Consider the following 14,800-nt stretch of genomic DNA (forward strand, 5'->3'; position numbering starts at 1 on the left):
CGTGACGTAATGGCTCAACTGCTAGTGGCCCAAATACACTTCAATGACCTTTTCATCGGCCTGCACCTTGTCCATGCTGCCTTCGGCCAGAATCTTGCCCTGATGCAGCACAGTCACCTTGTGCGCGATTTTCTTCACGAACTCCATGTCGTGCTCGATCACGATCACCGAACGGTTCTGGCAGATGCGATTCAACAGCTCGGCGGTCTGGTCGCGCTCCTTGGCGCTCATGCCCGCCACCGGCTCGTCCAGCATCAGGAGCTCCGGCTCCTGCATCAACAGCATGCCGATCTCCAGCCATTGCTTCTGACCGTGGCTCAGCAAGGCGGCTTCCATATCCAGCAGGTCTTTCAGCAGGATTTCTTCCGCCACCTTGTAGACACGCGCCATCACATCGTCCGAGCGCTTGAACAGCAGGCTACCCCAGACGCTACGGCCACGTGGATACGACACTTCCAGGTTCTGGTACACCGTCAGGTTTTCATAGATGGAAGGCGTCTGAAACTTGCGTCCCACCCCGGCCCGCACAATTTCATGCTCGGCCAGCTTGGTCAGCTCCTTGTTCTTGAACTTGATCGAACCCGAGGTGGATTTCGTCTTGCCGCAGATCAGGTCGAGCACGGTGGTCTTACCGGCGCCGTTAGGGCCGATCACCACGCGCAGCTCATTCTTGTCGACGTACAGGTTCAGCTTGTCCACCGCCTTGAAACCGTCAAACGATACGGTCAGGTCTTCAATTGCCAGGATAAAGTCAGTATTACTCATGCTTCTGCTCCCAGTTTGGTGCCTACCTTGCCATGACTGGCATGGGCGTCAGTCTGCTTTTGTTTTTCCTCCGCCACCCAGCGCTTGAGGAAAGGAATCTTGCGGGCATGTTTCTGGTAAATGCCAGCCAGGCCATCCGGGAAGAACATCACCACGGCGATGAACAGGCCGCCCATCAGGAACAGCCACAGTTCCGGGTAGGTTTCCGAGAACACGGTCTTGCCATAGTTAACCAGCAAGGTGCCGTATACCGCGCCTATCAGCGACATGCGCCCACCCACAGCAGCGAAGATCACCATTTCAATCGACGGTACGATGCCGACAAACGAAGGTGACATGAAGCCCACTTGCAGAGTGAACATGGCGCCGCCGATGGCCGAGATCATCGCTGCCACACAGAAGGTGAAGATTTTGAAGTCAGACACATCGTAACCAGAGAAGCGCACGCGCTCTTCCTTGTCCCGCATCGCCAGCAGCAGCATGCCGAACTTGCTGGTCAGGATGTAACGCGACAGGAAGATGCAGCCGAACAGCAGCAAGGCATTCACATAGTAAAGAATGTACTTGGCGCTATCGGTACGGATATCCCAGCCCAGCATGGTCTTGAGGTCGGTAATGCCATTCACGCCTCCGGTGTAGCCTTGCTGACCGACAATCAGGATGCTCAGGATCAGCGCAATCGCCTGCGTGATGATGGCGAAGTACACACCACCCACACGACGCTTGAACATGGCAAAGCCGATGATGTAGGCAAAGATGGTGGGCACGATCAGGATTGCCAGGATGGTGAATGGCAAGCTCTTGAACGGCTCCCAGAACCATGGCAAGGCCGTCAGCTGGTTCCAGTCCATGAAGTCAGGAATGCCTGGCGTGGTCTGGATCTTGGTACTGATCGGGTCAGAGGCTTCCAGCTTCAGAAACATCGCCATGCAGTACCCGCCCAGGCCGAAGAACATGCCCTGCCCCAGACTAAGGATGCCGCCATTGCCCCACAGCAGTACCAGGCTCAGTGCCACAAAGGCGTAAGTGAGGTATTTGCCTACCAGATTGAGCCGGAAAATATCCAGCCCCAGCGGCAGGATCACCATAATCAGCAGCGCCAGCAGGGCAAGGCCCAAGACCCCCTGCTTGCCGCCCAACAATTTATCGGAGAGTGTTTTCATGAATGTTTCCTTTACTTACGCACTTTGGAAGCGAACAGACCTTCAGGACGCATCATCAGAATGCCGACGATGGTGAGCAAGGTCGCCACCTTACCCATGGAACTGGTCATGAAAAACTGCAGTATCGATTGCGCCTGGGCGATGCCGAAGGCAGAAGCAATGGTACCGAACAGACTTGCCGCACCGCCGAACACGACGACCATGAAGCTGTCGACGATGTAGAGCGTACCGGTGGTAGGGCCGGTAGAGGCGATGGTCGTAAACGCTGCACCGGCAACCCCGGCAATGCCACAGCCCAGCGCAAACGTCACGCGGTCCACCTTTTTGGTATTGATGCCAACAGCACCCGCCATGACACGGTTTTGCACGGTAGCGCGCACACGCAGGCCCCATTGCGAGCGGAACATGAAGAGGAACACACCGAAGGTGACGACGGCCGCAAGCCCCATCACGAATACCCCGTTAATCGGGATATCAATATCAGGTGTAGGCTGGAAAGACCCCAGCAGCCATTCTGGCAATTCAGCACTCACTTCCTTGGCACCGAAGCTGGAACGGAAAATCTGCTGCATGACCAGGCTCAAACCCCAGGTCGCCAGCAAGGTATCCAGCGGTCGCTTGTAGAGATGCCGGATCAGGGTGAACTCAACCAGGTAGCCGATGGCGAACGCCAGTACAAAGGCCACGATAATGGCGAAGATAAAGTAGTAATTCACAAAGCCGTAGGCGACGGCGAGTTTGGAGAGCATGACGGTGGTGTATGCGCCTATGGTCATGAACTCGCCATGTGCCATATTGATCACCCCCATTTGCCCGAAAATGATAGCGAGACCTAGCGCCATCAGTAACAGGACGCTGAACATGCTGAGGCCGGCGAAGCCCTGCATCACCATGATGTTTCCTATTTCCGCCATTGAATATCCGAACATGATTAGGCCTCCACTTGTATGACTTGCCTGAAAAATTCACTGCACAATTTCACGAGACTTCCTGTTGCTTGATCTATGTTTCGTTACCGCTCACCAATACGGCCCCTAAGGGCCGTATGGTTTACGTGATGATTATTGGTAGCCCTTTGGGAACGGATCAGGTTTGATCAGCTCAGACTCGTACACCACATCAGCCTGGCCATCAGCGCGCCATTTACCAATGCGCAGCTTGCTCCAGAGGTGGTGGTTAGGGTCAACCTTGACGTAGCCTTCTGGCGCTGTCTTCAGCTCGTAGCCTGGCAATGCAACCACTGCCTTGTCCACGTCGAAGCTGCCAGCACGTTCAACGGCAGCCTTCCACAGCCATGGGCCGAGGTAAGCAGCTTGAGTCACGTCACCGATAACGGCTTTCGGGCCCCACATTTTCTTGAAGTCAGCCACGAATTTTTCGTTGTTCGGGTTCTTCAAGGACTGGAAGTACTTCATGGCAGAGTAGAAGCCAGCCAGGTTTTCACCACCGATACCCAGTACTTCATCTTCGGTTACCGAGATAGTCAGCATGGTTTGCTTGCTGGAGTTAAGACCAGCCGCGTTCAATTGCTTGAACCAGGCCACGTTACTGCCACCCACAACCGCTGCGTAGATCACATCAGGTTTCTTCAGCTTGATCTTGTTGATCACGGAGCCAAACTGCGTATCGCCCAGCGCGATGTACTCTTCACCAACCACCTTGCCACCCAGATGCTGCTCAATGTGCTTGCGGGCAATCTTCATGGAAGTACGTGGCCAGATGTAGTCAGAGCCAATCAAGTAGAAGGTTTTTGCCTTCTTTTCCTTGGCGATCCAGTCCAGACCAGCAAGAATCTGTTGAGTCGCTTCCTGACCGGTGTAGAACACGTTCTTGGATTGCTCCAGGCCTTCGTAGAAGGTGGGGTAGAACAAGAGACCGTTGTCTTTTTCAAACACAGGCAAGGCAGCCTTGCGGGAAGCGGAAGTCCAGCAACCGAATACAGCGGCTACCTTGTCGTTTTCCAGCAGCTTCTTGGATTTTTCAGCAAAGGTCGGCCAGTCGCTGGCGCCGTCTTCCTGAATGATTTCAATCTTGCGGCCAAGCACGCCACCCATTTCATTGATCTGGGCAATCGCCAGCTTTTCAGCCTGGATGGAACCTGTTTCACTGATGGCCATGGTGCCGGTAGCCGAGTGCAGAATACCGACCTTGACGGTCTTGTCGGTCACGGCCAGCTTGGTGGTGTTCACCTTGGCAGTAGGAAAGTCCTCAGCAAAAGCGCTGCCCATGCCGGAAACCATGCTGACCGCCAGCAGTGCGCCGGTCAGGGCGCCCACTTTAGTCATGAATCGACGTCTATCATTGGTACTCATAAATTTCTCCTAGTTGAAAGTGAAGCTAACCTTATCTGCCCTACGAAAAACTGCTTGCAGCAAAGGCGGGAATGTCGGGGCCTGCTTGAAACTAGTGCCCCAGCATCCACGGCCTTGCCGTTTTTTTGGTTTGCATCTGCAAACCGTTGTTACCACCTGCGGATTTCTCTTTGGCGGTGGTGCCGGATGACTTGCATGTATGGGAGCCTGTGCATCCGCAACTGGAGCGACGGCGTACGCCAGGCTCATGTGCAGACTTTTCATTGCGCTCGTGTGCGCTGCGCTGTGCCTTGCCCAGAATGGCCAGGTTGGGTGCTGACAGAATCCGCTCGCCTATGCCGCCACAGCTTTCGCAGACGGCAGGCTGGCTGGATTCGGACATCTTGCGCAGTGCAGAAAACACGCCACAACTTTCACAGTGATACTCATATACAGGCATACCGGCTTCCCCTTTATTTACGCTAGTCGACGACGTTCTGATCAGCTGGCTTTGGCCAGGTCAGGACCGCTGGCGACCATGATTTTCGGTCCATCGGCATTCGGCTTCAGGTCGAAGTCAAATATCTCCGTCGGCAACCACAAGGTGGCGCACGCATTCGGGATATCCACCACGCCACTGATATGGCCTTCTACCGGCGCTGTGCCCAGAATCGACAAGGCCTGCGCACCGCTGTAACCAAACTTCTTCAGGTACTCGATGGCATTGAGGCAAGCCTGACGGTAAGCCACATGCACATCCAGGTAATGCTGCTTGCCCTGCTCATCCACCGAAATACCTTCAAAAATCAGGTAATCGCGATAGTTGGGCGTCAACGGGCTAGGCTGGAACACCGGATTCTTGATGCCGTATTTCTTGACGCCATCCTTGATCAGGCTGACCTTGATATCGAGGTAACCGGCCATTTCAATCGCGCCGCAGAAAGTGATTTCACCGTCGCCCTGCGAGAAGTGCAGGTCGCCCATGGAGAGACCGCCATCCTTGACGTATACCGGGAAAAATACCTTGGAACCCTTGGTCAGGTTCTTGATGTCACAGTTACCGCCGTGGTCACGTGGCGGCACGGTACGTGCACCTTCCATGGCAGCCGCTTTAGCAGCCTCACCGGTCATCTTGCCCATCACCGCCGCTTGCGCATTGGGTGGCAAACCGAGTGGTGGAACGCGATCAGGGTCAGTCGCAATCAGCTCGCCTTCGCGTTTGTTCCAGGTATCGAGCAGCTCGCGGGATGGCAGGCAACCGATCAGGCCTGGGTGCATGATGCCGGCAAACTTGACGTTTGGCACATGGCGCGACGTGGTGTAAATGCCGTGGAAATCCCAGATCGACTTGCGTGCTTCAGGATAATGATCGGTCAGAAAACCACCGCCGTTTTCCTTGGCAAACAAGCCATTGAAGCCCCACTGGGAGTCTTCCAGCGTACCCACATCAAGAATGTCCACCACCATCAGGTCGCCTGGCTCAGCGCCTTCGACGCCAATCGGGCCACTCAGGTAATGCACTTGCAACAGATCCACATCACGAATGTCGTTTGCGCTGTCGTCGTTCTTGATCTGACCACCGGTCCAGTCCATGCACTCCACCCGGAATTCATCCCCAGGCTTCACCATGGCGATCATGGGCAAATCAGGGTGCCAGCGATTGTGAATCTGACCATCCTGTTCCCATGGCTTTTTATCAAGATCGAGTTTTACAAGGGTTTTCATAGCTATCCTCAACGTTTGTTAATGCCCCACACACTGCTTTCGGGGCGCTTTCCGCTGCGATCAGCTCCAGCATCGCGGCGGTCCGTTGCGCACCGGGTGTCCGGTGCGCATCCCCTTTAACAGTTAGAATTGCAATTGCAGACCAACAGTGAACTTGTTCACCGTGTCAAAAGTTTCAGTCTTGTTGTTGGTGTAAACAGCGCTCAGACGAGCGTTATGAGCATCAATGATGTAGTTCAGACCCAGGTCGTATTCCTTCACGTCCAGGCTGGCAGAGCCGTCACCATTGAATTTCTGATAGCGAACATACGGTTGGAACTTGCCCCAGCCCACCACGTCCGGGAACATCCAGGCAGCCAGGCCCAGATAGGCTTTACCCGCCTTGACTGGGGAGGTGCCAGTGCCTGCACCGGCAATAACGGCTTCATTGCTGAAGTCATAGCGGTAAGCAGCGCCTTCCAGGTTAAGTACACCCGCGGTGAATACTTTCTCAAGTACGCCGTCGATGTTGTAGGCAACGTAATCATCCTTGGTCGTAGCTGAGCCAACGGCATCCTTCTGGTACATGCCTACCAGAGCAAGTGACAGGACATCCTTGCCGTAATAGGTACTGCTGGTGTAATAAGCGGGGTCCAGACCTGCGCTCCAGAAGTCATATTGCAGACGACCGGCATACATCAGGGCGTCGCTACGGTTAGGATCAGTTGCATTGGTACCCGCGTTGTTGGATGCATGGTTACCTTCGTAGGTACCCACCGAATAAACCAGGTGTTTATCCAGCAACTTACCCCAGGCCGTCACACCTACGTCACGGCCGGTGTTCTTGTTCTGGTATTGCGAAACCACACCTGGATAGCTCCAGGCGGTCAGGTAGTAAGGACCATCCAGATTAGCGCGGTCAGTCGGTGGCAACATTTGACCAGCCCACAGGTTGAATTCAGGCATGAATTCGAACTGGGCAATGGCATCGATCATCTTGACCGTGTCATCGGCGTTCTTTTCCGTGTTGAATGTCCCCTTGATATACTTGTTCAGCGAGGCACTGGTATACAGACGTATGCTGTCCAGGTTGAAATCCTTGCTGCGAGAAGTACCGTTAGGAGCAGAGTCTTCCTCACTGGTAAAACTGGTACGCATCCCCAGACCGATGGTGATGGATTTGTCATCACCAAAATTGATGGTGCCACCCGCCTGTGCCTGCATGGCAGGAACAGAAATCGCCGTTGCCGCAGCCACTGCCAGCAAACACTTGTTAAGCTTGAAATTCATCGCGTAATCCCCTTTATGTAGATGAGCCGCACACTGTAAAAAACCTGCACCCTGAAACGGGTTTCACGTCATTCATCGCAACAGCCGACTGACGTGCAACGTGGTGCTAGATTAGCGAGTGCGAAGGGGCGCTTAAATACGTCATATTGCGTAGTTGTTTTTACAGACGAGAACGGTATGCTGTGTGAGCTTTTGTCCTACAAGGATTTTGACGACGTGAATAAAGGCGAGGACATCCCGATGAAAAAAATACTGCTTGTGCCCTTGCTGGCCTGCCTGCTATTAAATGCTTGTGGCGAGTTTTCCTATAAACGCGGAGCCACTGCCGCCGACCTTGAAAAATCAAGGAATGACTGCAAAGCCAGCGGCATGGATGACGCCGCCGTGAAAAAATGTCTGGAAGATCAGGGCTGGTTTGTACACGATCTGAGCGATATGGATCCAGTCGCCGTACTGATGCCCAATGAAGATAACCGCAGTAGCGGCAGTCAGGGAGACGTCGCGGCGGCGGCAGCCGCTACCATGGTGGAATCCGGCACACCCAGTTCATCAGAGGGTCCACAGCCAGCGGCTGCTCCCGTCGCCCCCGTCAAAAGCATGACAGACAAGTTCAAGGTCACGTCATGGTGGAAGCGTGGCGCAGGGCGTACTGAGCTGGCAGACGCCACCAACCAATGCGTCGCTGAGCTCGGCGAAGAGCATCGCCCGGATCCGGTCACGCAATACACCACGCGCGGCTTGCTTATTTGCCTGCGCAAGAGCGGCTGGTACGGATTGGCATCCAAGTAGTCTTAGAATTGAATCTGACAATAAACAAGCCGCTCAAATGAGCGGCTTGTTTATTTGTTTGGTAGTCGCGATTGGACTCGAACCAACGACCCCCACCATGTCAAGGTGGTGCTCTAACCAGCTGAGCTACGCGACTGCAGGCTTGAGTGATGCCTCAAGCTTCGAGAGGGACGCATTATAGCCGAACTCCCGGCGTGGAACAATCACTGTCACGCACGCTGCGTGTGCTCTTGATCTTCATGTGTGCCGGGAATGATTTCAACGGCTGGCGGTCTTTTGATCAGGTATCCTGTTATTCAAGGGACATTACTCAAAGGAAGATCATGCTCTGGTCCACATTATTCAAACTGATCCCGTGGGGGCAAGTCATTGATCACGCCCCCCAAGTGCTGGATGGCGCAAAAAAGCTTTACCAGCGCCTCAGGGCCGAAGGCCGGACCGAGGCAGAAGCTTACGGAACCGAGATTGCCGTGTTGCCACCTGAACCGGAAGCCCTGGCACAAGCCGTGCGTGAGCAGCGTCAGGCACTGGCGCGTTTGCATGATGAGCTGGAAGAATCAGGGCAACTGATCAAGCGTCTGGCGGAGCAGAATGCAGGCATGGTGGCGCAGATGGAGTCCCTGCGGCGGCGCTTGCGTTTGCTGGGCTGGCTGGGCGTGCTGCTTGCCGGTGGGCTGGTTTACGCCTTGTCTCACTTGCCTGCTGCATAAGCCCGGCTTGCGCGGGCTATAATGGGCGACTGCTCTTAGTCCGGGTTCTGCCCCTTTCATGAATTCACGTTCCAACGATTTACTGGTGGATGCCATCGCCAATGATGGCTATGCCATTACCCCTGATTTTCTGCCGCCTCACCTGATCAAGGCGCTGGCAGATGAAACAAAGGCCCTGCATGCGCAAGGCGCCCTGCAAGCGGCGACCACGGGGCTTTCCAGTCGCCGGTCGGCGGATAATGTCGGGCTGCGGGGTGACTTCATTCACTGGCTTGAGGACGACCTCGCCAGTCCGGCGCAGCAGGGTTATCTGGCCGCCATGCGGCAATTGCAGCAGGATTTCAATCAGGCATTGTTCATGGGGCTGTTTGAGCTGGAAACGCATCTGGCCATTTATCCGCCGGGGGCCGTGTACCGCAAGCATCTGGATCAGTTTCAGGGGCGTGCTGAGCGTCAGGTCAGCTGCATTCTGTATCTGAATGAAGACTGGCTGCCGGAAGACGGCGGCACCTTGCGCATCTACCTGAATGGCAGCGCCAGCGAACCCTATATGGACATCAGCCCGACCGGCGGTACGCTGGTCACCTTTCTCTCTGGCCGCTTCATGCATGAAGTCATGCCTTCACGCCGCGAGCGCATCAGCCTGACTGGCTGGTTCAGAACACGCAGCACTGCCATTTGATGAACACACCACCAACCCCTTCGGCGGACATCGCCGCCATGTTTGCCCCGGAGACCTTCCGTGAGCTAGGGCATAAGCTGATCGATTTACTGGCAGATTACCTGGCTGGCAATCTGGCAGGGCAAGACCCGGTGATGCACTGGCAAGCCCCCGAGAAAGCCGACACGCAATGGCAAATGCCCTTGCCGCAGGAGCCGCTGCTGGATGCTGCCGGCTTACTCGCACGCCTGAAACATGACATCCTTCCTGCCAGTCTGGCGATTCATCACCCTCACAACATGGGGCATCAGGTGGCCACGCCATTGCCTGTGGCCGCCCTTTGTGATCTCGTCGCCGCCCTCACCAACCAGGCCATGGCCGTCTATGAAACCGGCCCCAGCGCCACCATGCTGGAGCGGCAAGTCCTGCGCTGGCTGGGCGAGCTGATCGGCTGGCAGGATGCGGGCGGCATACTGACCTCGGGCGGCGCACAAGCCAATCTCACCGCCCTGCTCGCTGCGCGCCAGCATGCGGCCGATGTTTGGAAGCATGGCGTGGCCGACGTCAAACCCTTGCGCATTCTGGTGTCTGAGCATGCGCATTACTCCATCAGCCGCGCTGCGGGCATCATGGGGCTGGGCACCGATGCCGTCGTCAGCATTCCCACCGATACGGAAGGCCGCATGCTGGTCAACGCGCTGGCCCTTGCCCACGCCGAAGCATTGGCAAACGACACGGCGATCATGGCCGTGGTCGCTACCGCAGGCTGCACCCCCACGGGCAGCATAGACCCCTTGCTGGAGATAGGCCGCTATTGTCGCGATCATGATTTATGGCTGCATGTGGATGGTGCGCATGGCGCGTCAGCCTTGCTTTCCGAACTGCATCGCCCAGCGCTGGAAGGCATTGCACTCGCCGACTCCGTAGTGTGGGATGGTCACAAACTGCTGTATATGCCCGCCGCTGTTTCCGCCGTGCTGTTTCGCAACACGGCCAGTAGTTTCCAGGCCTTCAGCCAGGATGCTTCCTACCTTTTTCAGGGCGGCGAGCATATTGAAGAAATGTATAACGTCAGCTACCGCACACTGGAATGCACCAAGCGCATGATGGGCTTGAAGCTGTGGGTGGCGTTTTCACTGTATGGCGTGCGCGGCATGGCGCAACTGCTGGACAGCGCCTTTGCCAAGGCGCGCTTGCTGGCGCAAAAGCTGGAGGCGCATCCGGACTTTGAACTGCTCATGCAGCCGCAAACCAATATCGTCTGTTTCCGCCATCGCCCGGCGGCACTGGAAGGCAGCGCGCTGGATATGCACCAGAGCCGCCTGCGCGAGCAACTGGTACAGAGCGGCCGCTTTCATTTAACACGCGTGACGCTGGAAGGCCGCGTCTGGCTACGCACTACGTTGATGAACCCATACACCCAATCAGAAGATATGGATGAACTGTTGCTGGCGCTGAATCAGCTGGGCCAACAAGCCCAGGCCTGACAGCTTGGGATATGCGTTTTTCTGTTTGATCGGCTCTATATTATCGAACCTGTATTGCCGGAACCGCCCGCCTATTCAGGTCCGCAAGGGTTGCGTGGGGATGAGGCACCGAGGTGAGCACGCCCGAGAAATAGCGTTGCTCACTATCCTGGCAGAATAATCAAGATTCCAGGTTTTCCTGTTCCAGCAGCGTCGCATAGCCTATTTGATAATCCGGATAGCGCAACTGAAACCCCGTATGCCGCAGACGCTGATTGCTCAGGCGCTTGTTGCCGCATACCGCAGGCGCATCCTGCGGAGCATCCGGCACACCCATCTGCTGCGCCAGCCATTGCAGCACCTCGTATTGCGATGCGGGCCGGTCATCCGTCACCACATACAGCGGCTCCACCGGCTTGCCTGCAAACAGCTGCTTGACCAGGTAGGCAATCGCGGCCGCGCCATCATCCCGATGGATGCGGTTGGTCCAGCCATTTTGCGCGGGCCAGCGCGCAGGCTCACGCGCCAGATCCAGCATACGGCGGCGGCCAGGGCCGTAGATGCCCGAGAAACGCAGAATGGTATGCGTGGCAGGATATTCACGCGCCAATAACTGCTCTGCCTGCAACATGCGTTCGCCACTGAAACCATCCGGCACCGGTATCGTGGCTTCATCCAGCAGATCATCGCTCACCTGCCCGTACACACCCGTGCTGGAGACAAAAAGCACATGCTCAGGTGGCGCTTGCCGCAGGGCCGTCAGGGTATTGCGCAAACCATCCACATAATGCGCACGGTAACTGTCATCGCGATGCGCATCCGCCGCCACGCAATAAATCACGATACGGGGCTTCAAGGCCGCCAACCCCTGCAAGGTTTCAGGCCGCGTCACATCCGCCTGTACCAGATGCACGCCAGCCGGCAATGCCGTGGCGCTGCGTTTCACCCCATAGACCTCCAGCCCGCTATCCTGCAGCAGGCTTGCCACCGCCTGCCCCAGATCACCGCAGCCCACTACCAGTGCACGATCTGCCATCTCAACCCTGCGCTGGCATCGGCTGCCATTGGCCAGACAAATACTTCTCCGCCCACATCAACGCCACGATGGTTTTGCCATCGGTAATCTCACCACGCTGCACCATCGCCAGGCAATCCTGCAAACTGGCATCGATGATATGCAAGGCCTCGTCCTCATCGCGCTTGTGCTCACCGGCGGTAAGGCCACGTGCCAGATAGATGTGAATCACCTCATTTGAGTAGCCAATGCAGGGATGCTGCAGACCGAGGTACACCCACTCCTTGGCGGTGTACCCGGTTTCCTCCAGCAACTCGCGCTGCCCGGTCAGCAGAGGCGCCTCACCCTGATCAATCTTGCCCGCCGGCAACTCGATAAACACCCGGCGCAAAGGGTAGCGGAACTGCCGCTCCAGTATCAAATGGCCGTTATCCAGCACCGCCACCATTACTACAGCGCCAGGGTGCAACACATACTCGCGCTGGCTTTGCCCGCCATTAGGCAAGCGCACCTGGTCGCGGCGCGCCGTCAGCATACCGCCCGAGGCGATTACTTCAGAAGAGATGGGGGTTTCGATGAGGTCGTTGTCGTTGTGCATGGGAAGAGGAATTAGTAGGTAGAGGGTTGAGTTTAAGCGATAGCGGGGCATTCGGCTATCGGAGGTCAGCTCTCAAGAGGAAGTGAATGTAACGTTTAGTCAATAGTTACGCTATCGTTGCTCACCTAGATAAAAGAATGGCGCCCCTCGTAGAATCATCTCAGGTAAATGCCATTTTTAAGTTTTCCATTATTCGGTCAGTAGTATCCTCAATCAGTTTTGATCTTCGCCACTTTTTTACTTTCGGACCTAGCATCTGATCGAAAGTAAAAGTCGAGGTCCTTAGGTCGGAAGAAAGGATGGAAGCCTCTTTCAGAAAATCTTGTAGATTAATCAAACCATCCTCAATAGCACCCATGAGATTTTCGAACTCCGCAATGCTTATGATAAATATATTATTCAAAGGTAATCTTTGAAGCTGCCGGGCTGATGGTACGGAATACTTTCTAGGATCAGTAAAACGCGTCAAGACTTCCGGACCTAGCAGCCTAATCAATTGCTCCCCTGAACATATATTCAACTGCCGGCTAGTAACAATAACTAAGTAATCAATAGCACTAGTTAATGGCTGAGTGTATGAGTACCCATTTCTGATCAAATCCCCGACTCTCCAACCTTGTACCATTGCCTCTTTAACCCTTTTTAATTTACTAAATAGGCGAGACTCTCTATCGGTGATTAGAATTTCATCACGAAACAGACTCATTTTTGCCTCGACCATGACGTTTCCTGACGGGCTGGGGATAATGACTTCAACAGCTGGATTATTCGGCAAACCCTGCCGAATTTCCTGTTCACTTATGTAAGGAAGTTTAGTTGAGTCAATTAGAGAAACTACATAACTTTCAAATATTTTTGAAAAATTATCCGTATAGCTCTGCCCATGTAGTGCCAAACTATTATGTACTGCGTCCTCCATTCCGCGTGCAAAGACCAGTCGATGCCAAATCACTAACTGGCCATTCGGATATCGTAAAAATGGATATCGTGAAAACCAAGGAAATTCATTAATTTCTGATACTGGGCGTATATTCGCTATTCCGCCAGGTAGATCTTTTCTAGCCTGAAGCTCCTCTTGCAAAATATTTCTTAACTCACCATAGGTTTTACTAAATCTTTGAATAAATTGATCAACAACCACTCCATATATCGATTTAAGATGATTGAAATAATTACTATCAACCAGAAAACTATTTTTCATTACTGCTGCATACGCAGTAAAACTAATCTCCATGAAGATATCTGGATCACAGCCAAAAGTATTTATGAATTGCACTCGGCAAGGATGCGCTTCATCAAGTTGCGCTATAAGTGCTGGCCAGCGGACAAATGACAGAGTCTCTTTCTGCTGAAAAAGAAGTTGAGGATATGCTAAAGCACGAATCATGCGCAAAGCCCAGGAGGAGTCATCCCCTTGGCTTTTTTCCGGATCTGGTGCAACCTCCCAAAGCTCATGACGGAGCTCATTAAAAACCTGTTCAGAACATAACTTCCCATCTGTAAGATGAATAGAGGAATCCTCTATGGCCAACTTTGCGATGAGTAGTGTTATCCATGGTGCGCTTTGTATTTCGTCGATACTTCTTTTACCTGCGTTTTCTCTTAAGATGGATAAAGAAACGTTAATTATAGACGTGAGAGAGTAATTTCTTAGCTTTCGCCTAATCCGCTTAGTGGCTTCTTGATATGAATTACCAACAACACGAGGTGGAGTTGAACTATTGAAATAAGTTACACCCATATCTTATCTAGCCTTTTTATCAGAAAGAACGAAACCTCAATTAGACAGTAGCTATTGAATACTATGAAAAGAGCTTATGCAGCTCTAACGATAACTTAATAGTTACTATAAGTTTGTTGGTCGGGGTGAGAGGATTCGAACCTCCGGCCTCCGCGTCCCGAACGCGGCGCTCTACCAGGCTAAGCTACACCCCGGAAGCCATGCGGGTGATGGCGAATGGAGGTTTAATTATCCTGGTGCTGACAGCAAAATTCAACTGACAAGCCGCTCTCACTGGATGTGGGCGGCTTGATAGCGCAGGCTCAGGCGCGGTTAAGCCAGAAGTAGCGGTAGACGAAGCCGGGGAAGGCGAAGACGAGGAACAGGCTGCCGGTGGTGGCATAGAATTCCCAGCCTTGGGGGAATGCCTGGCCCATGGTGGAGAGTTCGGCGTAGTGGGCGATGCCACCGGCGACGAAGTACATCACGATGAGCTCGAGCAGGCACCAGCCAGTGTGCTTGGTGCCGCCTTTAAGCGGGATCACGAAAAACAGGCGTTCGGAAAACCAGGGCATATTTGCCAGCACCAGGGCCAGCAACAGCAAAATCGTTTGTGTCATGTCAGCTA

The 14,800-nt window shown here is 54.2% G+C and carries 15 protein-coding genes and 2 tRNA genes; 4 read left to right on the forward strand and 13 right to left on the reverse strand.

What is annotated here, in order from left to right:
- Positions 1-21: 21 nt before the first annotated feature.
- From urtD to LG203_RS10140, 7 genes are all read right to left on the reverse strand, one after another.
- Positions 22-765, reverse strand: coding sequence for an urea ABC transporter ATP-binding protein UrtD (gene urtD / locus LG203_RS10110; protein ID WP_230345649.1), 744 nt, complete (start codon positions 763-765; stop codon positions 22-24).
- Positions 762-1,928, reverse strand: a complete 1,167-nt coding sequence (gene urtC / locus LG203_RS10115; RefSeq protein ID WP_230345650.1) for an urea ABC transporter permease subunit UrtC — start codon at positions 1,926-1,928, stop codon at positions 762-764. Before urtC ends, urtD begins: the two co-directional genes overlap by 4 nt.
- 11 nt (positions 1,929-1,939) lie before the next feature.
- Complete coding sequence (urtB, locus tag LG203_RS10120) at positions 1,940-2,857, reverse strand: urea ABC transporter permease subunit UrtB (RefSeq protein WP_013441530.1); 918 nt, start codon at positions 2,855-2,857, stop codon at positions 1,940-1,942.
- 132 nt (positions 2,858-2,989) lie between these two features.
- Positions 2,990-4,240 carry an urea ABC transporter substrate-binding protein gene (gene urtA / locus LG203_RS10125; RefSeq protein WP_230345651.1) on the reverse strand — a complete coding sequence of 417 codons (1,251 nt, stop codon included), beginning with the start codon at positions 4,238-4,240 and terminating at the stop codon, positions 2,990-2,992.
- A 91-nt stretch (positions 4,241-4,331) separates the two neighbouring features.
- Entirely contained in the window at positions 4,332-4,679 is a 348-nt protein-coding gene (locus LG203_RS10130) for an FmdB family zinc ribbon protein (protein ID WP_230345652.1), read from the reverse strand.
- Between the two features lie 41 nt (positions 4,680-4,720).
- Positions 4,721-5,944 carry a formamidase gene (gene fmdA / locus LG203_RS10135; protein ID WP_230345653.1) on the reverse strand — a complete coding sequence of 408 codons (1,224 nt, stop codon included), beginning with the start codon at positions 5,942-5,944 and terminating at the stop codon, positions 4,721-4,723.
- 123 nt (positions 5,945-6,067) lie between these two features.
- The gene (locus LG203_RS10140) at positions 6,068-7,213 is read right to left on the reverse strand and encodes an OprO/OprP family phosphate-selective porin (RefSeq protein WP_230345654.1); all 1,146 of its coding nucleotides are present in this window, start codon (positions 7,211-7,213) and stop codon (positions 6,068-6,070) included.
- Between the two features lie 177 nt (positions 7,214-7,390).
- Here LG203_RS10140 and LG203_RS10145 point away from each other — a divergent pair, with 177 nt between their 5' ends.
- Positions 7,391-8,002: a hypothetical protein gene (locus LG203_RS10145; RefSeq protein WP_230345655.1), complete on the forward strand. Its 612-nt coding sequence runs from the start codon at positions 7,391-7,393 to the stop codon at positions 8,000-8,002.
- A 59-nt stretch (positions 8,003-8,061) separates the two neighbouring features.
- Here the strand turns inward: LG203_RS10145 and LG203_RS10150 are convergent.
- Positions 8,062-8,138 (reverse strand) — tRNA-Val (locus tag LG203_RS10150).
- Between the two features lie 187 nt (positions 8,139-8,325).
- Between LG203_RS10150 and LG203_RS10155 the strand changes: the two genes are divergently transcribed.
- Genes LG203_RS10155 through LG203_RS10165 form a run of 3 tightly spaced genes read left to right on the forward strand, consistent with a single transcriptional unit; the run spans position 8,326 to position 10,860 of the window.
- Positions 8,326-8,712, forward strand: coding sequence for a hypothetical protein (locus LG203_RS10155; protein WP_230345656.1), 387 nt, complete (start codon positions 8,326-8,328; stop codon positions 8,710-8,712).
- 58 nt (positions 8,713-8,770) lie between these two features.
- Positions 8,771-9,394 (forward strand): 2OG-Fe(II) oxygenase, encoded by a 624-nt coding sequence (locus LG203_RS10160; protein WP_230345657.1) that lies wholly within the window; start codon positions 8,771-8,773, stop codon positions 9,392-9,394.
- Entirely contained in the window at positions 9,394-10,860 is a 1,467-nt protein-coding gene (locus tag LG203_RS10165; protein WP_230345658.1) for a pyridoxal phosphate-dependent decarboxylase family protein, read from the forward strand. Before LG203_RS10160 ends, LG203_RS10165 begins: the two co-directional genes overlap by 1 nt.
- Before the next feature lie 160 nt (positions 10,861-11,020).
- Here the strand turns inward: LG203_RS10165 and LG203_RS10170 are convergent, their stop codons facing one another.
- The 5 genes from LG203_RS10170 to LG203_RS10190 form a co-directional block, all read right to left on the reverse strand.
- Complete coding sequence (locus tag LG203_RS10170; protein WP_230345659.1) at positions 11,021-11,875, reverse strand: SDR family oxidoreductase; 855 nt, start codon at positions 11,873-11,875, stop codon at positions 11,021-11,023.
- A gap of 1 nt (position 11,876) precedes the next feature.
- On the reverse strand, positions 11,877-12,452 hold the full coding sequence (locus tag LG203_RS10175) for an NUDIX domain-containing protein (protein WP_230345660.1): 576 nt from the start codon (positions 12,450-12,452) through the stop codon (positions 11,877-11,879).
- A 160-nt stretch (positions 12,453-12,612) separates the two neighbouring features.
- Positions 12,613-14,193, reverse strand: a complete 1,581-nt coding sequence (gene gapS1, locus LG203_RS10180) for a GapS1 family protein (protein WP_230345661.1) — start codon at positions 14,191-14,193, stop codon at positions 12,613-12,615.
- Positions 14,194-14,310: 117 nt separating this feature from the next.
- Positions 14,311-14,387 (reverse strand) — tRNA-Pro (locus LG203_RS10185).
- Between the two features lie 108 nt (positions 14,388-14,495).
- Positions 14,496-14,792, reverse strand: coding sequence for a DUF2818 family protein (locus tag LG203_RS10190; protein WP_230345662.1), 297 nt, complete (start codon positions 14,790-14,792; stop codon positions 14,496-14,498).
- Between the last annotated feature and the right edge of the window lie 8 nt (positions 14,793-14,800).

Source organism: Methylovorus mays (genome assembly GCF_020531915.1).
GTDB classification, from domain to species: Bacteria; Pseudomonadota; Gammaproteobacteria; order Burkholderiales; family Methylophilaceae; genus Methylovorus; species Methylovorus mays.